At 74.1% G+C, this 24,654-nt stretch carries 28 protein-coding genes; 13 read left to right on the top strand and 15 right to left on the bottom strand.

The window, feature by feature from the left end:
- The first annotated feature begins 40 nt into the window (after window positions 1-40).
- Complete coding sequence (locus ACIQ8B_RS28725) at window positions 41-1,603, top strand: serine/threonine protein kinase (RefSeq protein WP_403550782.1); 1,563 nt, start codon at window positions 41-43, stop codon at window positions 1,601-1,603.
- Here ACIQ8B_RS28725 and ACIQ8B_RS28720 read toward each other — a convergent pair.
- Entirely contained in the window at window positions 1,600-3,042 is a 1,443-nt protein-coding gene (locus ACIQ8B_RS28720) for a serine hydrolase domain-containing protein (protein ID WP_403550780.1), read from the bottom strand. The genes ACIQ8B_RS28725 and ACIQ8B_RS28720 overlap by 4 nt on opposite strands.
- 72 nt (window positions 3,043-3,114) lie before the next feature.
- Between ACIQ8B_RS28720 and ACIQ8B_RS28715 the strand changes: the two genes are divergently transcribed.
- Entirely contained in the window at window positions 3,115-4,107 is a 993-nt protein-coding gene (locus tag ACIQ8B_RS28715) for an LLM class F420-dependent oxidoreductase (protein WP_290004855.1), read from the top strand.
- A gap of 89 nt (window positions 4,108-4,196) precedes the next feature.
- The gene (locus ACIQ8B_RS28710; protein WP_106415592.1) at window positions 4,197-4,622 is read left to right on the top strand and encodes an SsgA family sporulation/cell division regulator; all 426 of its coding nucleotides are present in this window, start codon (window positions 4,197-4,199) and stop codon (window positions 4,620-4,622) included.
- A gap of 22 nt (window positions 4,623-4,644) precedes the next feature.
- On the opposite strand, the gene ACIQ8B_RS28705 is transcribed toward ACIQ8B_RS28710, so the two are convergent.
- Window positions 4,645-5,142, bottom strand: a complete 498-nt coding sequence (locus ACIQ8B_RS28705; protein ID WP_290004859.1) for a DUF6328 family protein — start codon at window positions 5,140-5,142, stop codon at window positions 4,645-4,647.
- 129 nt (window positions 5,143-5,271) lie between these two features.
- On the opposite strand from ACIQ8B_RS28705, the gene ACIQ8B_RS28700 reads away from it, so the two are divergent.
- Window positions 5,272-5,613, top strand: coding sequence for a hypothetical protein (locus ACIQ8B_RS28700; RefSeq protein ID WP_290004862.1), 342 nt, complete (start codon window positions 5,272-5,274; stop codon window positions 5,611-5,613).
- 48 nt (window positions 5,614-5,661) lie between these two features.
- Here ACIQ8B_RS28700 and ACIQ8B_RS28695 read toward each other — a convergent pair whose 3' ends face one another.
- The 3 genes from ACIQ8B_RS28695 to ACIQ8B_RS28685 all read right to left on the bottom strand — a co-directional run bounded on the left by ACIQ8B_RS28695 (window position 5,662) and on the right by ACIQ8B_RS28685 (window position 8,278).
- Entirely contained in the window at window positions 5,662-6,645 is a 984-nt protein-coding gene (locus ACIQ8B_RS28695) for an aldo/keto reductase (protein WP_403550778.1), read from the bottom strand.
- Between the two features lie 59 nt (window positions 6,646-6,704).
- On the bottom strand, window positions 6,705-7,412 hold the full coding sequence (locus ACIQ8B_RS28690) for a ribonuclease H (protein WP_106416544.1): 708 nt from the start codon (window positions 7,410-7,412) through the stop codon (window positions 6,705-6,707).
- Window positions 7,413-7,789: 377 nt separating this feature from the next.
- Window positions 7,790-8,278, bottom strand: coding sequence for a VOC family protein (locus ACIQ8B_RS28685; protein ID WP_403550776.1), 489 nt, complete (start codon window positions 8,276-8,278; stop codon window positions 7,790-7,792).
- 230 nt (window positions 8,279-8,508) lie between these two features.
- On the opposite strand from ACIQ8B_RS28685, the gene ACIQ8B_RS28680 reads away from it, so the two are divergent.
- Window positions 8,509-9,162: an ATP-dependent Clp protease proteolytic subunit gene (locus tag ACIQ8B_RS28680; RefSeq protein WP_403550774.1), complete on the top strand. Its 654-nt coding sequence runs from the start codon at window positions 8,509-8,511 to the stop codon at window positions 9,160-9,162.
- On the top strand, window positions 9,162-9,764 hold the full coding sequence (locus ACIQ8B_RS28675) for a ClpP family protease (RefSeq protein ID WP_403550772.1): 603 nt from the start codon (window positions 9,162-9,164) through the stop codon (window positions 9,762-9,764). The genes ACIQ8B_RS28680 and ACIQ8B_RS28675 overlap by 1 nt, the downstream gene beginning before the upstream one ends.
- Window positions 9,765-9,792: 28 nt before the next feature.
- Here ACIQ8B_RS28675 and ACIQ8B_RS28670 read toward each other — a convergent pair whose 3' ends face one another.
- On the bottom strand, window positions 9,793-10,197 hold the full coding sequence (locus tag ACIQ8B_RS28670) for a helix-turn-helix domain-containing protein (protein ID WP_403550770.1): 405 nt from the start codon (window positions 10,195-10,197) through the stop codon (window positions 9,793-9,795).
- 313 nt (window positions 10,198-10,510) lie between these two features.
- Here ACIQ8B_RS28670 and ACIQ8B_RS28665 point away from each other — a divergent pair, with 313 nt between their 5' ends.
- Window positions 10,511-11,398 carry a SigB/SigF/SigG family RNA polymerase sigma factor gene (locus ACIQ8B_RS28665; RefSeq protein WP_403550768.1) on the top strand — a complete coding sequence of 296 codons (888 nt, stop codon included), beginning with the start codon at window positions 10,511-10,513 and terminating at the stop codon, window positions 11,396-11,398.
- A 92-nt stretch (window positions 11,399-11,490) separates the two neighbouring features.
- Here ACIQ8B_RS28665 and ACIQ8B_RS28660 read toward each other — a convergent pair whose 3' ends face one another.
- The gene (locus tag ACIQ8B_RS28660; protein ID WP_106415583.1) at window positions 11,491-11,946 is read right to left on the bottom strand and encodes an ATP-binding protein; all 456 of its coding nucleotides are present in this window, start codon (window positions 11,944-11,946) and stop codon (window positions 11,491-11,493) included.
- Between the two features lie 315 nt (window positions 11,947-12,261).
- Here ACIQ8B_RS28660 and ACIQ8B_RS28655 point away from each other — a divergent pair, with 315 nt between their 5' ends.
- On the top strand, window positions 12,262-13,518 hold the full coding sequence (locus ACIQ8B_RS28655) for a streptophobe family protein (RefSeq protein ID WP_403550766.1): 1,257 nt from the start codon (window positions 12,262-12,264) through the stop codon (window positions 13,516-13,518).
- Window positions 13,519-13,532: 14 nt separating this feature from the next.
- Here ACIQ8B_RS28655 and ACIQ8B_RS28650 read toward each other — a convergent pair whose 3' ends face one another.
- Window positions 13,533-13,943, bottom strand: coding sequence for a hypothetical protein (locus ACIQ8B_RS28650; RefSeq protein ID WP_106415582.1), 411 nt, complete (start codon window positions 13,941-13,943; stop codon window positions 13,533-13,535).
- Between the two features lie 321 nt (window positions 13,944-14,264).
- Window positions 14,265-15,257 (bottom strand): L-glyceraldehyde 3-phosphate reductase, encoded by a 993-nt coding sequence (gene mgrA / locus ACIQ8B_RS28645; protein ID WP_290004874.1) that lies wholly within the window; start codon window positions 15,255-15,257, stop codon window positions 14,265-14,267.
- 149 nt (window positions 15,258-15,406) lie between these two features.
- On the opposite strand from mgrA, the gene ACIQ8B_RS28640 reads away from it, so the two are divergent.
- Together ACIQ8B_RS28640 and ACIQ8B_RS28635 are read left to right on the top strand one after the other, a co-directional pair.
- Window positions 15,407-16,303, top strand: a complete 897-nt coding sequence (locus tag ACIQ8B_RS28640; RefSeq protein ID WP_290004876.1) for a LysR substrate-binding domain-containing protein — start codon at window positions 15,407-15,409, stop codon at window positions 16,301-16,303.
- 14 nt (window positions 16,304-16,317) lie between these two features.
- Window positions 16,318-16,833, top strand: coding sequence for a DUF664 domain-containing protein (locus tag ACIQ8B_RS28635; RefSeq protein WP_403550763.1), 516 nt, complete (start codon window positions 16,318-16,320; stop codon window positions 16,831-16,833).
- Here the strand turns inward: ACIQ8B_RS28635 and ACIQ8B_RS28630 are convergent.
- The 4 genes from ACIQ8B_RS28630 to ACIQ8B_RS28615 form a co-directional block, all read right to left on the bottom strand.
- Window positions 16,815-17,894 carry an adenosine deaminase gene (locus ACIQ8B_RS28630; protein WP_290004878.1) on the bottom strand — a complete coding sequence of 360 codons (1,080 nt, stop codon included), beginning with the start codon at window positions 17,892-17,894 and terminating at the stop codon, window positions 16,815-16,817. The two genes, ACIQ8B_RS28635 and ACIQ8B_RS28630, sit on opposite strands and share 19 nt — an antisense overlap.
- A gap of 38 nt (window positions 17,895-17,932) precedes the next feature.
- Entirely contained in the window at window positions 17,933-18,325 is a 393-nt protein-coding gene (locus ACIQ8B_RS28625; RefSeq protein WP_106415577.1) for a VOC family protein, read from the bottom strand.
- A gap of 101 nt (window positions 18,326-18,426) precedes the next feature.
- The gene (locus ACIQ8B_RS28620; protein ID WP_403550760.1) at window positions 18,427-19,806 is read right to left on the bottom strand and encodes a phospholipase; all 1,380 of its coding nucleotides are present in this window, start codon (window positions 19,804-19,806) and stop codon (window positions 18,427-18,429) included.
- A gap of 96 nt (window positions 19,807-19,902) precedes the next feature.
- The gene (locus tag ACIQ8B_RS28615) at window positions 19,903-20,808 is read right to left on the bottom strand and encodes a glycoside hydrolase family 19 protein (protein ID WP_403550758.1); all 906 of its coding nucleotides are present in this window, start codon (window positions 20,806-20,808) and stop codon (window positions 19,903-19,905) included.
- A 575-nt stretch (window positions 20,809-21,383) separates the two neighbouring features.
- Between ACIQ8B_RS28615 and ACIQ8B_RS28610 the strand changes: the two genes are divergently transcribed.
- Together ACIQ8B_RS28610 and ACIQ8B_RS28605 are read left to right on the top strand one after the other, a co-directional pair.
- On the top strand, window positions 21,384-21,836 hold the full coding sequence (locus tag ACIQ8B_RS28610) for an SPW repeat protein (RefSeq protein WP_403550756.1): 453 nt from the start codon (window positions 21,384-21,386) through the stop codon (window positions 21,834-21,836).
- Window positions 21,837-21,989: 153 nt separating this feature from the next.
- Window positions 21,990-22,253: a GlsB/YeaQ/YmgE family stress response membrane protein gene (locus tag ACIQ8B_RS28605; RefSeq protein WP_290004888.1), complete on the top strand. Its 264-nt coding sequence runs from the start codon at window positions 21,990-21,992 to the stop codon at window positions 22,251-22,253.
- A 195-nt stretch (window positions 22,254-22,448) separates the two neighbouring features.
- Here the strand turns inward: ACIQ8B_RS28605 and ACIQ8B_RS28600 are convergent, their stop codons facing one another.
- Window positions 22,449-23,306, bottom strand: a complete 858-nt coding sequence (locus ACIQ8B_RS28600; protein ID WP_403550754.1) for a GNAT family N-acetyltransferase — start codon at window positions 23,304-23,306, stop codon at window positions 22,449-22,451.
- Between the two features lie 81 nt (window positions 23,307-23,387).
- Here ACIQ8B_RS28600 and ACIQ8B_RS28595 point away from each other — a divergent pair, with 81 nt between their 5' ends.
- Window positions 23,388-23,873, top strand: a complete 486-nt coding sequence (locus ACIQ8B_RS28595) for a nucleoside deaminase (protein ID WP_403550752.1) — start codon at window positions 23,388-23,390, stop codon at window positions 23,871-23,873.
- A 65-nt stretch (window positions 23,874-23,938) separates the two neighbouring features.
- On the opposite strand, the gene ACIQ8B_RS28590 is transcribed toward ACIQ8B_RS28595, so the two are convergent.
- On the bottom strand, window positions 23,939-24,586 hold the full coding sequence (locus ACIQ8B_RS28590; RefSeq protein ID WP_403550750.1) for a chaplin: 648 nt from the start codon (window positions 24,584-24,586) through the stop codon (window positions 23,939-23,941).
- Window positions 24,587-24,654: the final 68 nt, after the last annotated feature.

The raw sequence follows: 24,654 nt of genomic DNA, 5'->3' as shown, positions 1-24,654 counted from the left end.
TCAGGGGGGACCGAAGTCAGCGGTTCGACGAGGGATCACCATGGGCTGGGCGCACGCCTCCACCGGCCGGCCGGTCGCCGGCCGCTACCGGCTGGTCGAGATCACGCACCGCGAGACCAACCGGGTCAGCTGGTACGCCGACGACCTGCGGACGGGACGGCCGTGCCTGGCCACCCGGGTCGGGCTGCCCGCACAGGCCGCGGAGGGCGTCCGCCGCGCGCCCTCCCGTGTCCTGCGGACCACCGAGAACGTGGCCCGGCTCTGCCCGGACCGGATCGCCGGCGTCGTCGACGCGGTCGTCGAGGGCGGCTGCCTGTGGACGGTCACCCCCTGGATCGACGGCACCCCGCTGGACGAGGTCCTCCTCCAGCAGGGCGCGTTCGCGCCCGCGCGGGCGGCGCGCGTCGCCCTGGACCTGCTCGACGTGCTGGACGCGGCGCACGCGGAGGCCGTCACCCACGGCGAGCTGAGCCCCGGACAGCTCCACCTGCGCGAGACCGGCCCGGTGGTCGTCGCCGGTTACGGGGTGGCCGGCACCACGTCGGCGCCCCGGCTCACCGCCCCGTCGTACGCGGCGCCGGAACAGGCGCGGAACGAGCGGGCCGGCCCGGCCGCCGACCTGTGGGCGCTGGGGGCGATCCTCTGCACGATGCTGGAGGGACGCCCGCCGTTCCGGGACCGGGGCAGGGTCGCGGCCACCCTGCGCGGGGTGGACCGGCTGCCACCGCGCCCGCCGGTGCGGTGCGGGCCGCTCACCGGGGTCGTCACGGGACTGCTGCGCAAGGAGCCCCGGGAGCGTCCGAGCCGCCAGGCGGTCCGGGACGCGCTCACCCGGGTGCTGCGCGACGCCCCCGACGCGGGTCCGGCGCCGGAGGAGGCGTACGGGCCGGCGCGGCGGGGGCGGAAGCGGAAGGGCGTGCTCGTCGGCGCGGTGGTCACGGCCACGACGGGGCTGCCCGGCGACGACCGTGCCGACGGCGGCCCCACGGCGTCGGCGTCCGCGACGGCCGGAGGGGCCGGGGCGGCGGAAGGGACCGGTGCCGGGAAGGCGCCGAGCGCCCCGCCCTCGCCCGGAACCGCCTCGCCGGACCCGTCCGGCACGGCCTCGCGGCCCCCGGCCGGCCCCGGCGCCCTGCCCCCCGGTTACCGCGCCCACCGGGCGCCGGAGGGCTTCTCCGTCGCCCTGCCCGAGGGCTGGGAGCGGCAGCGGACCTCGCGCGCCACCCGGCTGTCGTACCGCGTCACGTTCGGCTCCGACGACGATCCGCGCACCCTGGCCGTCACCTACAGTGAGCGCGTGGGGCCGGACCCGGTCGCCGTGTGGCGGGACACGGTGGAGCCGGAGCTCGAACGCACCGGCGCCTACCAGCGGATCGGCGCCGTCCGGGCGACCACGTACCAGGGCCGCGAGGCCGCCGACATGCAGTGGACCACCACGTACGAGGGCACCCGTGTGCGCACCTTCGGCCGCGGCTTCCTGCTGGGCGGCGGACGGGGCTTCTCGCTGCGCTGGACCGCCCCGGCCGCCGGCTGGACGAGCACCGGCAACCAGGAGGCGCTGCGCACGGTCCTGCGGACCTTCCGGCCCGGTGCGGGCGGCTAGCCGCGCGGGGCGCGCAGCGCGCGCAGGGGCCAGGGGACCAGCGGGGTGGTGAGCCAGTGCGCGCGGAAGGTGCGGCCGGCGAGGGAGCAGGTGACGCGCAGCCGGTGCGGGGTCTCCAGGAAGGCGATGTCCGTCGTGAGGGTGTCCGCGCCGGTCCAGCCGCCGGTGACGGCCACCGGCACCGCTCCCTCGGTGACGGTCCAGTCCGCGCCGGTCCAGCGGGCGGCCAGCCGGTGGCCGTCCTCGTCGAGGGTCAGCGTCCAGCCGCCGTCGTCGTCCGCCGTGAGCCCGGCGGCGGTCAGCTTCGGCTGCCCGGCGCAGAGCCCGCCCTCCGGGGCGAACACGGCCCCCGACCAGTCGCCGGTCCGCCCGGCCGGGGCGGGCGCGCCGTCCGTCGCCGGCAGGGCGAGGCGCTCCATGCGCTCGCGCAGGGCCGCGTCCTCGGCGTCCCGCCCGGTCAGCGGTGCGGGGCCGAACGCGGGCAGCAGGTGCTGCCACACCAGCTCGAGGTAGCGCTGCATCTGCTCGGTGGCCGACGTCGCGGCGATCACCGCGTCGTGCTCGGGCAGCACCAGGCAGAACTGGCCGTAGGCGCCGTCGCCTCGGAAACCGTGCCTGCTCCGCCAGAACTGGTAGCCGTACCCCTGGTCCCAGTCGGGCCGGTCGCCTGCGCCCATGGCCCCGGCGGTGGCGATGTGGGCGCGCGTCGCGCGCCCGGCCCAGCCCTCGGGCAGCAGCCGCTCGCCCTGCCAGACGCCGTCGTTCAGGTACAGCAGACCGAGCCGGGCTATCGCGTCGGTGGTGGTGTGCAGGCCGGCGAAGCCGATGTCACGCCCGGCGCGGTCCCGGGACCACAGCGCCTCGCCGATGCCCAGCGGGTCGAACAGCCGGGGCCGCAGATAGTCGACCAGGGTCTGCCCGGTGACCCGCTGCACGATCGCGCCGAGGGTGTAGGTGCAGGGCTGGTTGTAGGTGAACAGGGTGCCCGGGTCGTGCTGCGGCGGCTGGAGCAGGAAGCCGCGCACCGGTTCGGCCGGGTCGGCGCCGAACGCCTCGTCGACGGTCTCGTGGTCGTGCCCGCTGGCCATGGACGCCACGTGGCGCACCAGCATCGACCGGCTGCGCGGGTCGGTGATGTCGGCGTCGATCTCCGGGAAGTACGACAGCACGGGGGCGTCGAGGTCGATCAGCCCCTCCGCCTCGGCGAGCCCGGCGGCGGTCGAGGTGAAGCTCTTGCTGAGCGAGTACAGCAGATGCGGGCGCGCGGGGGTGTAGGGCGCCCACCAGCCGGAGGCCACGGCCCGGCCGTGGCGCACGATCACCAGTCCGTGCGGCTCGATGTCCGGGTCGGCCTCGAGGGCGTCGAGGAAGGCGTGGACGCCGGACGCGTCGACGCCCTGGGTCGCGGGGGCGGCGGTCGGAAGGGGGCGCTGGGTCATGGGGGCATCCTGCCCGGCTCACGGACGGGTGATCCACCGTTTCCGCCGGTCGCCGTGGGGGACCCGGACGTCATGGTGCGAATCGGGTACACGATGATGACCGAGCAGGCCGGGCCGCGTGAGCTCGTCGAGCACGTGGTGCGCGCCGAGGAGGCGGGCTTCGACTTCTCGGTGACCTCGGACCACTACTTCCCGTGGCTGGCCGAGCAGGGCCATGCGCCGTACGCGTGGAGCGTGCTGGGCGCGGCCGCGCAGGCCACCTCGCGGATCCCGCTGATGACGTACGTGACGTGTCCGACGATGCGCTACCACCCGGCGGTGGTGGCGCAGAAGGCGGCGACGATGCAGCTGCTGTCGGGCGGCCGGTTCCGGCTGGGGCTGGGGTCGGGCGAGAACCTCAACGAGCATGTGGTGGGCGGCGGCTGGCCGCCGGTGGACGTGCGCCATCAGATGCTCGAGGAGGCGGTGGAGATCATCCGCGCGCTGTTCGAGGGCGGCCATGTGAACCACCGGGGCGAGCACTTCGACGTGGAGTCGGCCCGGCTGTGGGACCTGCCGGACCAGCCGCCGCCGATCGGGATCGCGGTCTCCGGGAAGCGGTCGTGCGCCCTCGCGGGCCGCCTGGCGGACCTGGTGATCGCCACCGAGCCGAAGCCGGAGCTGCTGGAGGCGTTCGACCGGAACGGCGGCGAGGGCAAGCCGCGGGTGGGCCAGCTGCCGGTGAGCTACGACCCGGACCGGGACACGGCGGTGGAGCGGGCGCACGCCCAGTTCCGCTGGTTCGGCAGCGGCTGGAAGGTGAACTCCGAGCTGCCGCACCCGGACTCCTTCGCGTCGGCGACCCAGTTCGTGCGGCCCGACGACGTCGCCGCGTCCATCCCGTGCGGCAGCGACCCGGAGGATTTCGTCGAGGCGGTACGCCCGTACGCGGAGGCCGGGTTCACCGAGATCGCCCTGGTGCAGATCGGCGGCGAGTCGCAGCCGGCGTATCTGGACTGGTCGGAGAAGACGCTGCTGCCGGCGCTCCGGGAGGCCTTCGGCCGGCCGTCCGCCCCCGGCCGGTGAGGGATTCACCCGGAGAGCTGAGCATCTCGCGGAGATCCGGGGTACTAGAGGGCTCTACGCCGCTCGTCGCTACGTCCCGGAGGCGCCTCGTGAACTCGTTCGTGCACAAGACCCTGGTGGTGGAGCTCCAGGCGGGCGACACGGAACGCTTTCCCGTCCTCGCCCACCTCAGCTACGACCCGACGGACCCGTTCGCCATGACCGCCGTCTTCACCCTCGACGGCCGGGTGCTGGCGCGCTGGCAGCTGGACCGGGAGATGGTCGCCGACGGGCTGACCCGTCCGGTCGGCATCGGCGACGTGCGGCTGCGCCCGGAGGCCCGCGGGGTGGGGCGGGAGCTGCGCATGGAGTTCCTGGGCGAGGCGCGCGCCGACGGCGGCCGGCACCACGCGGTGGTGTTCGCCTGGGCGGAGGCCGTCGGGGAGTTCCTGGCCCAGACCCACCGGATGGTGCCGCCGGGCCGCGAGGAGGTCCGCGTGGACGACTTCCTCGCGGACGTCTTCGCCGGGAGCTGAACGGGAACCCGCCCCGCGCGGGTCAGCGTGTGGTGTGGCGGTGGCGGGCCCACATCGGCAGCGCGAACCAGCACAGCAGGTACCAGCACACCACCCCGGCCACCAGGTACGGCACGAAGTCGTCGTGGGTGGCCACCCGCAGGATGAGCAGCAGCGAGGAACTGGTGGTGACCAGCAGCAGCGCGAGTCCCAGCAGGGTGAGCCGTGAAGCCCACTGCACCGCCTTGGGCTTGATGCGCCGTCCGCTGACGAGCCGGTGCAGCGACACCGGTCCGATCAGCGCCCCGGTCGCGCAGGCGCCCATCACCACCGTGACGATGTAGATGGTCTTGTCGGTGCCGGACAGGTCCTCGTAGGTCGGGGTGAACACGACCGTCAGAAGGAAGCCGAACAGGATCTGCACGCCCATCTGTGCGACGCGGACCTCCTGGATGAGCTCGGTCCACATCCGGTCCGCTCTCTCGTCCTCGGTCTCGTTCCGCCCCCGGCGTCTGGTCTCGCCCCGCTCCGCGTCCGGCACGGTGCCTCCTTCGGTCGTCTCCCCCTCCGGTTTCCCCGAAAAGGGACCCTGCTCCCCCCGCCGGTTTGGCGGGCGCGGTGCACGGTTACACGGTCGGCGACACGACCAGGCCGGAGGAAAGTGGGACACATGTCGGACACCCAGCTCACCGTGACACTCAGCGGCGGGGACGCCGACGACGCCCGGGCGGTCGTCGGGGCGCTGGAGGGCGCCTTCGGGCCGCCGCAGGAGCGGCCCTCGGACACGGACGCCACCGTCCGCATCGCGACGTTCGGCGGTGAGGGCCGGGGCACGGGCGCGGGGCGGACGGACACACGGCCCCTGTCGGAGCCGGTGACCGTCACCGTGCAGGGCACCCCGGAGGCGGTGCTCCGGGCGAGCGACGCGCTGTCGCGGTCCTTCACGACCCGCGACCAGGGCGCCGCCGCCGGCGACCAGGAGCAGGAGCGGCAGCTTCTCCTCGAGTCCTGACCGGCCGTTCCCGCGCTTCCCGCCCCTCCGGGGAGGCCCGCCGCTCCGCTACCAGCGGCCCTCCACCTGTTCCCGGATCCGCCGGTCGTACAGGTCGGCGATCGCGGTGAGGGTGGCGTCGGACAGCTCCGGCAGCCGGGCGGCGGCCGCGTTGGCGCGGGCCTGCTCGGGCGAGCGGGCGCCCGGGATGACGGTGGTGAGGCCGGGCTGCTGGACGATCCAGCGCAGCGCGAGCTGGGCCGGGGTGCACCCCTCGGGGGCCAGCGCGGCGAACTCGGCGGCGGCCTCGACACCGGTCGCGTAGTCCACGCCGGAGAAGGTCTCGCCCTGGTCGAAGGCCTCGCCGTGCCGGTTGAAGGTGCGGTGGTCGTTCTCCGCGAAGACGGTGTCCTTGGTGTACTTGCCGGACAGCAGGCCCGAGGCGAGCGGGACGCGGGCGATGATGCCGACGCCGGCCTCGCGTGCGGCCGGGAGCACCTCGCGCAGCGGCTTCATGCGGAACGGGTTGAGGATGATCTGCACGCTGGCCACGTTCGGCCGGGCGATGGCGGTCAGCGCCTCGGCGCAGGTCTCCACGCTGACGCCGTAGGCGGCGACGCGCTCCTCCTCGACGAGGGTGTCGAGGGCGTCGAAGACCTCGTCGGTGGAGTAGACGGGGGTGGGCGGGCAGTGCAGCTGCACCAGGTCGATGCGGTCGACGCCCAGGTTGCGCCGGGAGCGGTCGTTCCAGGCGCGGAAGTTGTCCAGGACGTAGTTCTCCGGGATCTGGTCGACGCGGCGGCCCATCTTGGTGGCGACCAGCACGTGCAGGTCCGGCCGTCCGCTGAGGAACGACGCGATGGTCTGCTCGCTGCGCCCGTCGCCGTAGACGTCGGCGGTGTCGAAGAAGGTGACGCCCGACTCGGCGGCGGCCTCCAGGACCGCGAGGGCGTCCTTGTCGTCGACGTCGCCCCAGTCGGCGCCGAGCTGCCATGTGCCGAGGCCGATCACGGAGGCGTGCTGTCCCGACCTGTCGAAAGTGCGCTCTTCCATGACGGTCAGTGTGTCATCCGTCCCGGACGGGCGACCGGCGGCTCCCCCGTCCGGGCCGTTCAGGCGGTCAGGGCCGTCCGGCACTCGGGGTGGCCCCAGCCCTTGTCGTTCTTGGCGATGGGCTCGCCGGCCGCGTACGACCGTCCGCACGGGCAGCGCCCGGGGAACTTGGCCTTGATGGTGCGCGCCGAGGATCCGCCGGGGCGCCGGGACGTCCTGGCGCCGCCGGAGGCGCGGCGGGCCGTGCCGCCCGCCGGGCGCGGGGCGGACGGCGGCGGCTCGGGGGAGCCCTGCGCGCTGCCGGCGTCCTGCTGGGCGGAGGCCGCCTGGCTGGCGGCGCGGTCGGCGAAGTCGTTGAGCCGGTCGCCGTCGACCTGGTGGGCGGGGACGTAGCGGAACTCCACCGGGCGGTCCTGCAGCAGCCCGTCGATGCGGACCACGAGCTCCTGGTTGGCGACCGGCTTGCCGGCCGCGGTGCGCCAGCCGTTGCGCTTCCAGCCGGGCAGCCAGGTGGTGACGGCCTTCATGGCGTACTGCGAGTCCATCCGCACCTCGAGCGGCACGGTGGGGTCGGTGGCCGCCAGCAGCCGCTCCAGGGCGGTGAGTTCGGCGACGTTGTTGGTGGCGGTGCCGAGGGCGCCGGCCTCCCAGCGGTCCGGAGTCCCGGAGTCGTCGGCGACCACCCAGGCCCAGCCGGCGGGCCCGGGGTTTCCCTTCGAGGCCCCGTCGCACGCGGCCACCACACGTTCACCCATGCGCCCGATCATGCCATGGCCGGGCGGGTGACCCGGTTCCGCTCCGTCGAGGGCGGTGGTCCTCGGCATCTCCCCCGTCGTGGCGGTGAGGCCGACGGCCGAGAAGTCCGCGCCCCGCCGGCCGCCGACCGCCGCGAACCGCCCGAACGGCGAGTCCACGGGCCCGAGGCGCAGCGCCCCGCCGGGGTCGCGGGCGGGACGCGTCGTGCCGTGGCCGGCCGCCCGCACGGGCTCCATGAGCGGTTCGCCGCCGTGGTCGCGGATGCGGTCAGCGGTGGCGGAGGTGTCCCTGACGGCGACGAAGAGGCACCACGGGGAGGTGCCCCGGGGACGCGACGGGGTGGGCGGAGGGGCCGGGTGCCGGGAGCGTGCCCGGCCCCCGGCCGTCCTCACGCCTCGCCCGCGTACGCCTTCTCCAGCTCCGCGAGGTCCAGCTTGCCCATCGTCATCATGGCCCGGAACGCCCGGTCGGCCTTCTCCCGGTCCGGGTCGCCGATCATCTCCGTCAGCCGCTTGGCGTTGACCTGCCAGGAGACGCCGAAGCGGTCCTTGAGCCAGCCGCACGGGCCGTGCTCGCCGCCGCCCTCGACCAGCTTCTCCCAGTAGCGGTCGATCTCCGCCTGGTCGTCGCAGTCGAGCTGGAAGGAGATCGCCTCGGTGAAGCGGAACTCCGGCCCGCCGTTCAGGGCGACGAACTTCTGCCCGTTGGCCGTGAACTCCACGGTGAGGACGGAACCGTCCTCACCGCCGGGGGTGGCGCCGGTGTTCCGGACGACCTCGCCGAGCCCGGAGTCGCCGAAGACGGAGACGTAGAACCGCGCTGCCTCCTCGGCCTGGCCGTCGAACCAGAGGCAGGTGGTGAATCCGCCGGTGTCCATGAGTACCTCCCGGGTGCGGTCCCCGCGTGGATACGCGGTCACCGGTGCAGACCGTCCGCGCCGGCGAAACTCATCGGTGCGCGCATCGGCCGTCACGGGCCGCCCGGATCCGCTCCGCCCTGGGCGGATCTGCCGCGGGCAGAGATTCCCCCGGCGGCGGGCGCGGCGGGCCGACAGTGGACGCACGCGGCCGTCCGGCCGTGTTCCGACGAGCCATCACGGGAGCGTCCATGTCACCCCTCACCGCCGGCCCGCGGCCGGCCCCTCCCCGGGCGGAGGACGGCGACACCCCGCCGAGCCGCTTCGACGACCACCTCGCCGCCCAGCTGCTCGCCCAGCGGATCGTGCTGCTCGGCACGCAGGTCGACGAGGTGTCCGCGAACCGGGTCTGCGCGCAGTTGCTGCTCCTGTCCGCCGAGGACCCGCGCACCGACATCAGCCTGTACATCAACAGCCCCGGCGGTTCGGTCCACGCGGGACTGGCCGTCTACGACACGATGCGGCTGATCCCCAACGACGTCTCCACCCTGGCCATGGGCTTCGCGGCCAGCATGGGGCAGTTCCTGCTCTGCGTCGGCGCGCCCGGCAAGCGCTACGCCCTGCCGAACGCGCGCATCATGATGCACCAGCCCTCGGGCGGCCTCGGCGGGACCGCCGCCGACATCGAGATCCAGGCGGAGAACCTGGAGTTCACCAAGCGGACCATCGAGCGGATCACCGCCGAGCACACCGGCCAGACCCCGGAGACCCTCTCCCGGGACGGCGACCGGGACCGCTGGTTCACGGCCGAACAGGCCCGTGCGTACGGAATGGTCGACCGGGTGCTGGACTCGCTGGACGACGTCCGCCCGGCGGCCTCACGACCCAGGATGGGACTGCGGTGATGGGGACGTACACGATTCCGAACGTCGTCGAGCGCACCGCGCGCGGCGAGCGGTCCTACGACGTGTTCAGCAGGCTGCTGGCCGAGCGGATCGTCTTCCTGGGCTCGGAGATCGACGACGGCGTCGCCAACGTGGTCGTCGCGCAGCTGCTGCACCTGGAGTCGGAGGCCCCGGAGAGCGAGATCGCGGTCTACCTCAACTCCCCCGGCGGCTCGTACACCTCGCTCATGGCGATCTACGACACCATGACGTTCGTACGGGCCCCGGTCTCCACGTTCTGCGTGGGGCAGGCGGCGTCCACGGCGGCCGTGCTGCTGGCCGGCGGGGACCCGGGGCGGCGGTTCGTGCTGGAGCACGCGCGGGTGCTGCTCGGCCAGCCGGCCGCCGGCGGGATGCGGGGGACGGCGTCCGACCTGGCGCTGCGCGCGAAGGAGATGACGCGGATCCGCGCGCAGGTCGAGGAGGTGCTGGCCCGGCACACGCACCACGACGTGGCGACCCTGCGGGCGGACATGGACCGCGACAAGGTGTTCACCGCGCGGGAGGCCGTGGCGTACGGCCTGGCCGACGAGGTGCTGACCCGGCGGCCGGCCCTCGTCTGAGCGGCCGCCGGGCCGTGCGGCACCCCGCTCAGGCGGCCAGGCAGAGCCCGTCGCGCGCGGAGCCGTTCCGCACGGAGCGGGTGCGGACGGCGGACCGGCGTGCCGTGGCCCGGACCAGTTCCGCGTGCGTACGGGCGAGCAGGTCGCCGAGGCCCAGGCCGAGCGCCCCGGCGGCGGCCGCGAGGACCTCCGAGGAGGCTTCCTTGCGGCCGCGCTCCACCTCCGACAGGTACGGCATGGAGATCCGGGCCGCCTCGGCGACGTCCTTGAGGGTCCGCTCCTGGGCCTGCCGCTCGGCGCGCAGCACGTCGCCGACGAGGTGCCGCCACAGCGGCTCCCTGGGCGCGGCGGGCGGGGCGCCCGGCGGGCCGGAGGCGGCCGGGCCGGGTCGCGGGGGAAGGACGCGGGCATCGTTCGGCGCGTGATCGGTCACGTCCTCAGCCTAGGAATCCCGCTCCCGGGGGCAAGGGAGCGGGATTCCGCCCTGAGTGAAGCGCGTCCGGCACGGTGCCGTCCCGCCGAACGGGGACCGAAAAGCGGAGGGCATTCCTCCACCCCGGTGGTGCCGTGCCGCACCGGCCGCCGTACCATCGGACGACAGGCGTGACGGCCGGTGCGCACCGCGTCTCCCCGAGCGGCCCGGTGCCTTCCGGTCGCGGAGAAAACCGACGGGCATAGGTCCGCGGGCCCGGGGTACCCGGAAGTCCCGGTCTCGTGGCAGCCATGACGTTCGTGGGGAGTGGGCAATGAGGACCGCCGTGATCCGGTCGCAGGAGCGGACCGTGGACGGGCACACCAGCGCCGGTACCGAGGGCGAGGACCTTCGCGGCCCCGGTGACCCGCGCGCCGTCGCGCCCCGCGACGCACGCGCGCTCTCCCGGCAGTTCTTCCGGCGTCTGGAGGAGCTGGAGGAAGGCACCCACGAGTACCAGTACGCGCGCAACACGCTCATCGAGATGAACATGTCCCTCGTGCGCTTCGCGGCCGGGCGGTTCCGCGGCCGCGGCGACGACATGGACGACATCGTGCAGACCGGCATGATCGGCCTGATCAAGGCCATCGACCGGTTCGAGCTGTCCCGCGAGGTCGAGTTCACCTCCTTCGCGCTGCCGTACATCGTGGGCGAGATCAAGCGCTTCTTCCGTGACACCACCTGGGCCGTGCACGTGCCGCGCCGGCTGCAGGAGCTGCGCGTGGAGCTGGCGAAGGCCCGCGAGGAGCTGTCGAGCCGGCTGGACCGCGAGCCCACCGTGGCCGAGCTGGCGACCCTGATGAACATCACCGAGCAGCAGGTCGTCGAGGGGCAGATCGCCGCGAACGGCTACCACTCCTCCTCGCTGGACGCCGCGCTCACCGGGGACGGCCCGGAGAACGGCGAGGCCGTCCTCGCCGACTTCATCGGCGTCGAGGAGGAGCGGCTGGCCCTGGTGGAGGACTTCCACGCGCTGGCCCCGCTGATGGCCGAGCTGAGCGACCGCGACCGCGAGATCCTTCACATGCGGTTCGTCGAGGAGGCCACGCAGGCGGAGATCGGCGAGCGGCTGGGCTGCTCGCAGATGCACGTGTCGCGTCTGATCAAGCGGATCATCACCCGGCTGCGGACCGGCATGCTCGGTGAGCTGGGCTGCGCCTGACGCCCCCGCGGCACGCCGAAGGCGCCCCTGACGGTCCTGAACCGGCCCAGGGGCGCTGTCGCGAAGAGCGAGGGAGAAAGGGGCCGTGGCGTTCAGCCGCCGGTGAGGTCGATCACCGCGCGAACGCGTTTGCCGACCGGTACGCGCTCCACGCCGACGTCCCGCGCCAGCGCGCGCACGATCTCCAGTCCGTGCCGTCCGATCCGCTGCGGGTCGCGCGGGAAGACGCGGGGCAGGGCGCCGTTGCTGTCGTAGACGGCCACCGTGAGCGTGGTGTCCGTGCCCTCCAGCTCCAGGATGTACGGCCCGTCGCTGTGCCGGTCGGCGTTGGTGACCAGTTCGCTCACCACCAGGAGCACGGCGCCCTCCGCCTTGGCGTCGACCGTGGCGCACCACTCGGTCCTCAGCTGCTCGAGGAACTGCGCGGCGAAGTGCCGCGCCTCGGCGATGCAGCCCTGCTCGCCGGTGAAGTGTGCCGCCCGCCGCAGCGGTTCCACGGGCACGTCGAAACCAGTCGGTATCACTACCCCGTCCAAGCGATAGGTCATGCGTTTCCCTCTGCGACGCCGGGTCGGCCGGACGATGCGCACCGGTCCTGGTACCCCGAGTCGGCCGGGGCAGTCCTGCTGATCGGTGTTCGATTTCCCCGCCGGGGAAACCGGTATGCCTGACCGGCGCGCAGGGGGCGCCGTGCACGGGCCGACAGCCGTACGTACGGAGCCTGACCGCCCTGCCCGCGGTGGCGCTGGGCGGCGGCCACGGAACGCCGGGGCGGCGCACACGCGGGTCCACCGGGGGCGGCGGACCCGCGCGGACGGACCTCCCGGCGGGCGGCCGGGGCAGGCGCTGCTTAGCGTGCACACGTGAGCGCACACTCCCCTCCTCCGCGGTCCCCGTTCCACGGCTGGGTGCCCGCCCTGGTCACGGTGGCCGGCTCACTGGCCGCGATGGGCGTGGTGGCGGCGCTGGGGCTCTGGGCGGCCGGAGCGGCCGGCCTCCCGGAGGGCGCCTTCGGTCCGGTGCTCGCCGCCGTCCTGGTGCTCGCCGTGGGCGGCACGGTACGGCTCTCCGGGGACGCCGGCGGTCTGGCCGACGCGGAGGGCGGCCTGACGGTGATCCCGCTGTCCGTCACCCTGACCGGGGCGCTGGTGCTCGGCTGGTGCTTCCTGCGTCCGCTGCGCCGCCGCACGGCGGTGGGCGCGCCCGGGCCGGCGGGGTGGGCGGCGCGGGTCGCCGTGCTGTGGCTGCCGGCGGTCCTCGGTCTGGCGCTGGCCGCCCGGCGCACCTTCGAGGTCCCCCTCGGGGACGACCTGCTCGGCGACCTGGGCGAACTGTTCGGGGTGCGGCCGGTGGCGGGCTTCGCCGCGGACGTGCTGCCGACCGTGCTGACCGGCCTGGTGTGGCTGGCGGGCGTGCTGATGGTGGCGCTGCTGATGTCACGCGGTGCGCCGCTGCCGCCCGGGCCGGCGCGGTTCCGGGCGGGGGCGCGGCCCGCGGCACGCGCGGTGGTGGGGCTGCTGCTCGCCTCCGTGGCCGTCGCGCTCGTCGTCGCGCTGGTGGTGGCCGCCACCCGGGGGCGTCCGGCCGAGACGTTCGCGGTGATCCTGCTGGGGCTGCCCAACGTGGCCTGGCCGGCGCTGACCATCGGGCTGGGGGCGACCTGGGAGGGCAGGGTGGAGGGGCCGTTCGGGCTGCCCATGCCGCGGGTGCTGGACGAGGTGCTGCGCACCCCGGACGTCTCCGAGCTGAACCTGGGCTCGCTCGTGGAGCACGACGGCGGCCGCTGGTGGTGGCTGCTGGTGGCCGCCGCGGTCCTGGTGGCGGGCGCGGCCTGCTTCATGGCGGCCGCCTCGCCCGCGGGGGTGCCGCCCTGGCAGCACGCCGTGCGGCTGGCGGTGGCGCTGGCCCTCGCGGTGCTCACGATCGGCTCGACGGCCCGCGTCTCCGCGAGGATCGGCCTGTCGGTGCTCGGCATCGGCGACCTCGGCGAAGGCCTGTCCGGGCAGGTGCTGCTGGAGCCGCGGCTGTGGGGCGCGTCGGGGCTGGCCCTGCTGTGGGGCCTGGTCGCGGGCTTCGCGGGGGCGTGGGCGGTGCGGGGAACCGGGCGGCGGAAGCGCTGAGGGACGGTCCGGTCTCAGGCGACCGGGACGCCGAGGACGCGGGCGGCGCGCTGCATCCGCAGGGCGTCCACCGATTCGGCGAGGAGTTCGTACTCCGTGGTGTCGTCGCCGGTGGCGACCCGCACCATGCGTCCGGCGGCGAGCGTCTCGGCCACCTGTTCCTGCCGCTCGACGTCACCGCACCAGGTGCGCAGCACGGTGGGGACATCGGGCACGCCGTCGGGGACGGGGACGAGCGCGCCCGAGGGTAAGTGCTCGGCCTCGGGCTGCGGGTCGAGGCGCTCGGCGATCCACAGGGCACGGTCACGCAGCCACCACAGGGCGAGGGCGAGGGTCGGCGCCCGGTAGGTGCCCAGGGGCACCCCGATACGCCGGCCGTCACAGACCCCGTACGCCGTGACGTGGCACAGGAATTCGTCGTGCACGTTCCCTCCCCCGCTGCGTGCTCGCCCGCCGGTTCCGGGCCGGCTGCCCGCTCCGTGGCTCGCGTGCTGTGCGTGAGGGCGCCGTCGCGCGGTGTGAAGCGCTCTCGTGTCGAGTATGTTCACCGCTGAAACACTGTCACCATATGTTTCCGGCCAGTCTCCTGGCATATGCAAGGCGTTTCCTGGCCGAAACGACGCGGGTGCGCACATCGCCCGAGGTGACCGGTGTGCGGCCGGGCCCGCGGGGCGGGACGCACGGGCCGGGACGGCCGTGGCCCGGCCGCCGGCCCCGCGAGGGGGACGGCGGCCGGTGACGTGCGGTCACTGCCTGACGATCGCGTCGATGCGCGTCAGCTCCTCGTCGGAGAAGTCGAGGTCGCGGGTGGCGGCGACGCTGTCCTCCAGCTGCTGCGGGCTGCTCGCGCCGACCAGCGCGGAGGTGAGGCGGCCGCCGCGCAGCACCCAGGACAGGGCCATCTGCGCGAGGCTCTGGCCGCGGGCGGACGCGATGTCGGCCAGCGCGCGGAGCCGGCCCACCAGCTCCTCGGTGAGGGCGTCGGTGTTCAGGAAGGGGCTGTCGCTCGCGGCCCGGGAGTCCTCGGGGATGCCGTCCAGGTAGCGGGAGGTCAGCAGGCCCTGCTCCAGCGGGGAGTAGGCGATGGAGCCGACCTGGAGCTCGTCCAGGGCGTCCATCAGGCCCTCGTCCTCCGGGCGGCGGTCCAGCATCGAGTAGCGCGGCTGGTTGATCAGCAGCGGGGTGCCCAGCTCGCCGAGGATGCGGGCGGCCTCCCGGGTCTGCTCGGCGTTGTAGTTGGAGACGCCGACGTACAGCGCCTTGCCCTGCTGCACCGCCGAGTGCAGGGCGCCCATCGTCTCCTCGAGCGGGGTGTCCGGGTCGAAGCGGTGCGAGTAGAAGATGTCGACGTGGTCCAGGCCCATCCGGCTCAGGCTCTGGTCCAGCGAGGACAGCAGGTACTTGCGCGAACCCCATTCGCCGTACGGGCCGGGCCACATCAGGTAGCCGGCCTTGGTGGAGATCACCAGCTCGTCGCGGTACCGCGCGAAGTCGGCCTTCAGCGCCTCACCAAGGACGGACTCGGCGGCGCCGGGCGGCGGGCCGTAGTTGTTGGCGAGGTCGAAGTGCGTGACGCCCAGGTCGAAGGCGCGGCGCAGGATGGCCCGCTGGGTCTCGGCCGGGCGGTCGGGACCGAAGTTGTGCCAGAGGCCGAGCGAGAGCGCGGGCAGCTTCAGGCCGCTGCGTCCGGCGCGCCGGTAGGGCATGTCCGCGTAACGGTCGGGGTGTGCGGTGTACAACGCGACTCCAGAGGGGTTGTCCCACGTCTTGGCGTTCGTCTTGCGTTCGTCTCGGCGGTTCGTCGAACCGCCCGTCCACTCTGTCGTGACCTGCGGGGAGCGGTCCAACAGAAGAATCCGATGGAATTGTGCGGCTACGCTTCTCAATCATGGAACTGCGCCATCTCCAGCACTTCGTGGCCGTCGCCGAGGACCGGCACTTCACCCGTGCGGCGGAACGGCTGATGGTCTCCCAGTCGGGCCTGTCGGCGTCCGTCCGGGCGCTGGAGCGCGAGCTGCAGACACCGCTGTTCGTGCGGACCACCCGCAGGGTGACGCTCACCGAGGCGGGGCGGGCGCTGCTCGCGGAGGCCGAACGCATCCTGGCACAGGTGCGGGCCGCGCACGAGGCGGTGGCCGCGGTGCAGGGCGTGCTGCGCGGCACCCTCGCGGTGGGGACGGAGCAGTGCATCGCCGGGGTGAACGTGGCCGGGCTGCTCGCCGCGTTCCGACGGCGCCACCCGGACGTGGAGATACGGCTGCGGCAGTGGGGCTCGGCCGCGCTCGCCGAGGAGGTCGCGGCCGGGCGGCTGGACCTCGCCTTCGCCTACCGCACCGACGCGGACCCGGACCAGCTGCGCGCCGTGCCGCTGACCGGCGAGCCGATGACCGTGCTGTGCCACCCCGGTCACCGGCTCGCCCGCGCCGGGGCGCCGGTCACCCCGCAGGAGCTGGCCGGCGAGGTGTTCGTCGACTTCCACCCCGACTGGGGCCCGCGCCGCGCCACCGACGCGGCCTTCGCGGTCGCGGACGTGCGGCGCACGGTGGCGCTGGAGGTGAACGACGTGCACAGCCTGCTCGACCTGGTCGACGAGAACCTGGGCGTGGCGGTGGTGCCGCGGCACTTCCGGCACAAGCGCCCGTCCCTCACCGCCCTGCCGCTCAAGGACACCGGCGAGGCGGCGTACGAGACGGTGGCGCTGGTGCCGTCGCCGCGCGCGACCAGCCCGGCGGCGCGGGCGCTGATGGAGCTGCTGGACACCGGGGCGCGTGACGCCGGAAGGTGAGCGAGTCTGGAGCCATGCATGCCAAGGACATCCTCATCGACGGCTTCGGCCGCGTCCGGGAAGAGGTCCACGCCGCCGTCGAGGGTCTCGGCCCCGACGAGCTCGCCGCCCGGCCCGCGCCGGACGCCAACAGCATCGCGTGGCTGGTGTGGCACCTCACCCGGATCCAGGACGACCACGTGGCGGACGCCTTCGGGCTGGAGCAGGTGTGGCCGGCCGACGGCTGGGAGAAGCGGTTCGGGCTCGGCCTGCCGCGCGGCGCGACCGGGTTCGGGCACACCCCGGCGCAGGTCGCCGAGGTCCGCGTCGAGTCGGCCGACCTGCTGACCGGCTATCACGACGCCGTGCACGAGCAGACCCTGGGCGCCCTGCGGACGCTCACCGCCAAGGACCTGCGACGCGTCGTCGACGAGAACTGGGACCCGCCGGTCACCCTGGGCGTGCGGCTGGTCAGCGTCCTGTCCGACGATCTCCAGCACGTCGGACAGGCCGCCTACGTCCGCGGGCTGTTTCAGAGCGCCGCTTCGTAACCCGGCAGGACGACGTCCCGGATCAGCGCGGCGCGCTCGTCGTACGGCAGGAACGCGCTCTTGACCGCGTTCAGGGTGACCGTGCGCAGGTCCTCGGCCGTCCAGCCGGCCTGCTCGACCAGCAGGGTCATCTCCCGGGTCATGGTGGTGCCGGAGACCAGGCGGTTGTCGGTGTTGACGGTGACGCGGAAGCCGAGGTCCTTCAGCGGGGTGATCGGATGCTCGGCGATCGAGGTCGCGGCGCCGGTCTGGAGGTTGGAGGTGGGGCACATCTCCAGGGCGATGCGGCGGTCGCGGACCCAGGAGGCGAGCCGGCCGAGCTTGCCGCCCTCGAGGTCCGGGATGTCCTCGGTGAGGCGCACGCCGTGCCCGATGCGCTGGGCGCCGCACACCTGGAGGGCCTGGTGGATGCTGGGCAGTCCGTGGGCCTCGCCGGCGTGGATGGTGAACGGCACGCTCTCGCGGCGCAGGTGCTCGAAGGCGGCGAGGTGGTCGGCGGGCGGGAAGCCGTCCTCGGCGCCGGCGATGTCGAAGCCGACGACCCCGGCGTCCCGGAAGGCGACGGCCAGGTCGGCGGCCTCGCGGACCCGGTCGAACATCCGCATGCCGCACAGCAGCGTGCCGACCCGGACGGGCGTGCCGGCGGCGGCCGCCTTGGCCATGCCGGCGGCCAGACCCTCCTGGACGGTCTCCACGACCTCGCGCATGGTCAGCCCGCCCCGGGTGTTCAGCTCGGGGGCGTAGCGCACCTCGCCGTAGACGACCCCGTCGGCGGCGAGGTCGAGGACGTACTCCTCGGCGGTGCGCAGCAGGCCCTCGCGGGTCTGCATCACGGCCAGGGTGTGCTCGAAGGTGGCGATGTAGCGGACCAGGTCGCCGGAGTTCGCGGCCTCCACGTACCAGGCGGCGAGCTCGTCCGGGTCGGTGGTGGGCAGCGGGTGGCCGACGGTCTCGGCCAGCTCCACGACCGTGGCCGGGCGCAGGCCGCCGTCGAGGTGGTCGTGCAGGACCGCCTTGGGGAGGCGGCGGATCGTGTCGGCGTCTATGCGCGTAGATGACATGGCTGGCGGTTCCTCGGCGTGTGGTTCGGCATGGTGGATCAGACGGCGGGCCGGAGCAGGTCCCAGCGGTTGCCGTACAGGTCCTGGAAGACGGCGACCGAGCCGTACGGCTCGTGGCGCGGCTCCTCCAGGAAGGTCACCCCGGCGGCGGTCATGCGGGCGTGGTCGCGGGCGAAGTCGTCGGTGTGCAGGAAGAAGCCCACGCGTCCGCCGGTCTGGTCGCCCACCCGGGCCCGCTGCTCCTCCCCCGCGGCGCGGGCCAGCAGCAGCGCGGCGCCGGTGTGCCCGGCGCCGGGCTCGACGACGACCCAGCGGCCGCCGTCCGGCCGGGGCGCGTCCTCGACGAGCCGGAAGCCGAGGGCCTCGGTGTAGAAGCGGATCGCCTCGTCGTAGTCGTGGACGACGAGGGTGACCAGGGCGATGCGTCTCATCGTCACCTCTCGCAGGGGTTGACCGGAGAGGTTATACGTAAAACTGCCGTATGCGCCAGTCCCGCCCCGGCGTCCGGTCCGGGGCGGGCCGACGTGACGCCTCACGGGTAGGCGTAGGTGTTCAGCGCGGCGACGGCGGCCGCGGGGTTCCCCAGGTCGTAGCGGTCGACGGCGAGGTAGGTGGGCTTCTTGCGGGCGGCCGGCTGGCAGAACCGGCGGGCGCGGTCGGCGAGCTTGGCGTTGTCGGTGGCGGCCGTGGAGGCGACGGCGGCGTCCCGGAAGTGGTTCATGACGAAGAGGGGCCGGAAGCCGGGCTCGGTGCGGGTCAGCGGGATCGTGGTGTTCGCGTCGTACCAGCGGCTGTGGCAGGACCAGTCGGAGGCGCCCACGCCCGGCCCCATGGACCAGTGGTTCTCGACGGTCCACTCCCGCTGGTACATCACACCGAAGCTGTCCCGCGTCAGCCCGGCCGACCGGTCCGCCTCCTTGCTGTGGTCGGTGAAGATCAGCAACCGGTGTCCGGCGGCGGCCAGTTCGCCCATCGTGGGCCAGCCGTGCTCGCGCACCCCGGTGCGGTCGGGGCGGTAGAGCACGTCCGACAGACCCCGCACCCGGTCCAGTTCGGCGCGCAGGACGCCCGGCTCGACGTAATCCTCGAGGAAGACGGTGACGAACTCCTCGGGGTGGGCGCGCAGGAAGTCGGTGATCCGCTGGAGGTCCACCCACAGGACGACGGGTCTGCGCACCAGGGTGCAGCTGTTGTGGCAGAGGATGGCGCCGTCCGGCGTCTGGTGGATGTCCAGCATGAACCCGCGCACGCCGTCGGCGAGTTGCTGTTGGACGCCACGGTTCTGGTTGGGGAAGAGGTCGATGAGGGGCGGGGCGAAACCACCGTCGACGCCGTTCGCGTAGGCGTTGTGCGCGGTGAGGAACGTGACCTGGTCCAGGGTGCGCCGCTCCCGCGGCGGCACGGGGCCGCCGGGCGTGTCGACCGGGGTGAGGTACCAGGACGCGAGGTCGCCGTCACCGCCCCCGACCGACAGCGGCGCGGGGTGAGTGGCTCCGGCGGGTTTCGGGGCGACGGTGAGCCGCCCGCCGGTGCCGGGTGCGGCGAGCGCGTACCGGTCGGCGCCGAGCGGGGTGAGCTGCCAGCGCGCCTCGGCGGCTCCGCAGGACACGGTGCGGGCCCGGTCGCCGGCCCGTCCGAGACAGACGCCGGGGCTGTCGGTGCTCTCCAGCAGGTGTCCGGCGCCGTCGGGGCGCAGGGACCACTGCTGGCGGTCCTCGTTCCCGCGCGGCCGATGCTGTTCGACCGTCCCGGAGGCGTCGGCGGCGTTGAGGCCGGTGACGGCGCTCTGGACGTAGTACGTGCCGGGCGGCGGCACGGTGTCGGCGACCGCCGCGGGCGCGGGCGCCGCGACCGCCGCGGCGAGCGCGGCGGTCGTGACGGCGGTGGCGAGCAGGGCGTGGGGGGTGCGCATGCGGTTCCCTTCGTCCGGAGGGGGCGGACCGTTCTCCGGGGCGCGCCGCGCCCCGGAGAACGGTCAGGTGCATGACATCACGCCCGGCCGCCGGCGTCAGCAGTACAGGTTGCCGCCGGGAGTCGTCCCGAGGATCCCGGTGAACTGCTGGTACTTCGTCACCCGGCTCTGCACCTGCGCCGGGTTCCTCCCGTCGCACTCCAGGGAGCCGTTGATGCTGCGGATCGTCTGGCCGAATCCGGCCCCGTTGACCATGGCCGCGTGCGGGGTCATGCTGCCCGGCCCCCTCTGGGTGTTCCAGTACCAGAGGGCGGTCTTCCAGGCGACGGCCGCGTCGTTCTGCACCAGCCAGGGGTTGTTGAGCAGATCGATGCCCAGCGCGTCGCCCGCCGCCTTGTAGTTGAAGTTCCAGCTCAGCTGGATGGGGCCACGCCCGTAGTAGGCGGCCTGGCCGGCCGGGCAGCCGTACGGCTGGCTCCAGTCGCAGTAGTGCGGGTAGTTGGCCTGGTTCTGCTCCACGACGTGCACCAGGCCGCCGGTCTCGTGACTGACGTTGGCGAGGAACGCGGCGGCCTCCTGCTTCTTCACCGTGTCGCTGCCGGTGTTGGCGAAGCCGGGGTAGGCGCTGAGCGCGGCGGTGAGGCCGCTGTACGTGTAGAAGGGGTTCCGGTTCGGGAACATCCGGTTGAACTGCGCCTCGGTCACGACGAAGTTCCCGACGGGCGTCCCGGGCCCGTTGTCACAGGCGTACGGCTCCCAGTACCAGGTGCTGATGGTGGGGTCGTAGCCCGGGTTGGCGTGTTCGGCCACGTACGCCTTGCCGTCGGTGTAGCGGACGATCGCGCCCGCCTCGTACCACTGTCCGGCGACCCAGGCGGGGTAGCTGGAACACGCGGCCGCGGTGGCGGCCGAGGCGGTCGTGGTCGCGGCGGGGAGCAGCAGGGGCGCGCTGCCGGCGAGGACGAGGGCAGCGGTCACGGCGGCGATACGACGTCTCGACAAGGGATCAACTCCTTCGCGGAACACGGCCGCTCCCGGGACGAGGACATGCCGGGGCGAGACCTCGCCCGCACGCGCCGGCGGGGCCGGTCACGGCGTGGGCGCGGCCGTGGTGGGGGGTGTGGAGCACACTCAAGCGCTTTGGTCTGTACCAGTCAAGGGTCCAGACCAGTCAGAGTGGCGCGTACACGCCCACGCGCCCCTCGGACGCGTGGCCGCGGCATGCGGCGCCCCGCCCTCGCGTCGCCGGCCGGGGCGTCATGATCACCCGGCGGCCCGGCACGCCGTCCGGCGGCCCGGTCCGCCCCGGCAAGGACATCCGGTTCCTCGGCGGCCACGGGATCCCGCCGCTGTCCCGCGAGGCCGGCTCCGGTCCACGCGCGCGGACGCTCGCGGACCACACCGTCCTGAAGAGCGGAGCGGCGTTCCCATCTGCTCCCGCGTCGGTGACCAGGCACGGTGAGGGGGCGGCGTCCGACTACACATAAAGGGGAAATAAGCGCACAATGGGATATACGCGGCGCTTCCCGCATACCGCACCCAGACGCGGTCAGGCCTGCTAGTCAAAGGAGAGGACCATGGCCAACGTCTCACACCAGCGCGGTGATCTCTCCAGCCATCCGGACGCACCCGAGATGCGCGCACGGTACGAGCGTGTCCTCGGCAGCCGTGACGTGGCCTTCGTGGACGGGCCGGTGTTCCTGCTCGGCCTCTACTGCGCGGTGTCCCCGTGGGTCCTCCACTACACGACGAGCCAGCCGTCGCTCGTGGCGCACAACCTGATCGTCGGCATCGCGATCGGCCTGCTCGCCCTCGGATTCACCGCGGCCCCCTCGCGCATGTACGGCCTCAGCGGAGCCATGTGCGCGCTGGGCATCTGGATGATCATCTCGCCATGGGTGGTGGGCACCGACCCCGACGCCGGAGTGATCTGGAACAACCTCATCATCGGCGCCCTCACCGTGATCCTGGGCACCGCCTGCGCCGCCACCGCGGCCAGGGCCGCTTCCAAGTCGTCGCGGTCGTCGTAGAGCCCACGAGGACTCCCTCACCCCCGGCCGGTCCGCGCGCCCCGCGGACCGGCCCCTTCTCCGCGCGTGTGCCGCGTCGCCCGGCGCCTTCGACGACTGCCGCCGCGGGCAGCGGGCAGACGCACCTCAGCGGAGGACACGGAAAGGGGAGACATGGAGATCGACGGCATCATCAGCGCCCTCGTCATCGGCGTCGTCATCGGCGTCCTGGGCCGACTGGTCGTCCCGGGCCGCCAGCGCATCGGAGTGCTGTGGACGATCCTCGTCGGCATCGTCGCCGCCCTCATCGGCTCGGCCCTCGCGGCGGCGTTCGGGGTGGCGGACACCAAGGGTGTGGACTGGGTGGAGTGGCTGATCCAGATCGGCCTCGCGGCGGTGGGCGTGGCCGCCCTGGACCGCACGAAGGCCGGCCGCTGAGGCGCGGCGCCTCCGTGCGAGCGGTGGCCGTCCCGCGGGCCGTGGTCTGCACGCCCGGTGGGACGGCCACCGCTCCCGCATGTGCGGCGATGCACGGCCGTGCGGCCGGCTCCGCCGGCATCCGCGCGGTCCCGCTCCTGTCGGCCCGGAGCCGGCCGCCACGGCCCCTTGATCCGGCCCCGCGTCGAGCGGCCCCTACCGGCGGTCGCGTCGGTGCGGAGCCGGACCCGGGCCGTGTCCTCCCCGCCCGTGCCCCGGCCCGGGGGCGGGCTCGTACACGTACGGCGTCGTGACCGTCAGGGCCGTGAAGCCCAGGCGCCGCAGGATGGGGCGGCTCTGCGGCGAGGCGTCGACGTGGAGGTGGCGGCGGCCGCGGGCGGCGGCGACGCGGGCGCGGTGGGCGACCAGGGCGCGGTAGACGCCGCGGCCCCGCCACTCCGGTACGGTGCCGCCGCCCCACAGCCCGGCGAACGTCGTGCCGGGGGTCAGTTCCAGGCGGGCCGCGCTCACCGGTTCCTCGCCGGCCAGGGCGAGGACGGCGACGACCGCGTCCGGGGTGGCGGTCAGCGCGTCGAGGAGCCGGCGGCGCAGGCGGGACGCGTCGTCACCGAAGGCCCGTTCGTGCACCTCGGCCACCCGGTCGACACCGGTCCGGTCGGTGACCGGTACGACCCGGATGCCGTCGGGCACGTCCACGTTCAGGGACAGCCCGCCGGTCTCCGCCGCCATCAGCGTCTCGTCCGGCTCCGGGGTGAACCCGGCCGCGGTGAGCCGCCGGCCGAGGTCCGCCGGGGTGTCGTGGGCGTACAGCTTCCACTCGAAGGCGAGGCCGTGAGCCGTGTAGTGCGCGATCTGCTCCGCGATCGCCGCGTCCGCCTCGCCGGGCGAGGCGAGCCCGGACCAGACGACGCCGTTCCAGCCGTGCGCGGGGGCGGTGCGGCGCACCACCCGGCCGACGCGTTCGACGTGGTCGTCGGGGCCTTCGGGACGGGCTCCCTGTCGCATCTCGCGGTCGTAGAGGGCGAGCAGGGCCGGTGTGGTGGAGGCATGCATGCCAGGAGTGCATCAGCCGCCGGTCACGGGAGCAACGGGATTAGGGTGGCTCACGACCGAGCCGCCGGAGGAGACGGGACCATGGCTGTGCGGGACGACGAACTGCCGTATCTGCGGCGTTGCGTGGAACTGGCCGCCGAGGCGCTGGAGGCGGGCGACGAGCCGTTCGGCTCGGTGCTGGTGTCCGGGGACGGCACGGTGCTCGCCGAGGACCACAACCGGGTGGCGTCCGGTGACCGCACCCGGCACCCGGAGTTCGAGCTGGCGCGCTGGGCGGCGGCGCACATGACGCCCGGGGAGCGAGCGGCCGCCACCGTCTACACCTCCGGGGAGCACTGCCCGATGTGCGCCGCCGCCCACGCCTGGGTGGGCCTGGGACGCATCGTGTACGTCGCCTCGTCCGAGCAGCTGGCGGCCTGGCTGGCGGAGCTGGGCGTGCCCGAGCCGCCCGTGCGGACCCTGCCGGTCTCCGCGGTCGCCCCGGGTGTGGCCGTGGAGGGGCCGGTGCCTGAACTGACCGGGGACATCGCGGCGTTGCACCGGCGGTTCCACCGGCGAAGCGACTGACGAAAGCCGCCCCGGGGCCGTCCGGCACGGCGGACCCGGGGCGGCGGAGCGTTTCCGCCGGGCGGTCAGCCGCCCGTGCGGAGCCGGGCGCGGCGGTAGAGGGCGATCCCGCCCAGGAACAGCGCGGCGCCGGTCGCGAGCACCGGGACCGTCCGGTCCGCGCCCGTCTCGGCGAGCGCGACCTGCTCCGCGGGGGCCGCCTGCCGCGGCACGGGGGCGGGAAGGGTGCGGGCCGGCACGATCCGATCAGGGACGGGCTCCGCCGGACGCTCGCCGGGGGTGTTGACGGAGCTGTTGTCCGTGGCCGGGTTGCCGATGCCGACCACGTTCACGCTGTTGCCGCTCACGTTGACCGGGACGTGCGCCGGCAGCTGCACGCCGTTGCCCGACAGCAGGCCCGGCGAGCCCTGCGCGTCGCTCTCGGCGGACGCACCGGAGGTGCCCGACGCACCGGACGCGCCCTTCGCGGAGCCGCGGGACGCGTCCTCCTGCCGGACGTCCTCGTTGACACAGGCGTTGCCCGCGGCCGGGTTGAGGAGGCCCACCACGTTCACCGTGTTCCCGCACACGTTCGCCGGGACGTGCACCGGGAGCTGCACGGAGTTCCCGGACACCGCTCCGGGCGATCCGGCCGCGACGCCCCCCGCCCCGGAATCGGCGTACGCCGGCATCGCCATGGCCATCGCGCCGGACACGGCGGCGACGGCGATCACACCGTTTCGGGTAACCCTTCGCATAGGTTCCCTGCCCTTCCAGACTTGGTCGCGAGCGTTCGCCCGCC

The sequence above is a fragment of the Streptomyces sp. NPDC096105 genome (assembly GCF_044763335.1).
GTDB lineage: Bacteria > Actinomycetota > Actinomycetes > Streptomycetales > Streptomycetaceae > Streptomyces.
This window is presented reverse-complemented; position numbering and strand designations above follow the sequence as displayed.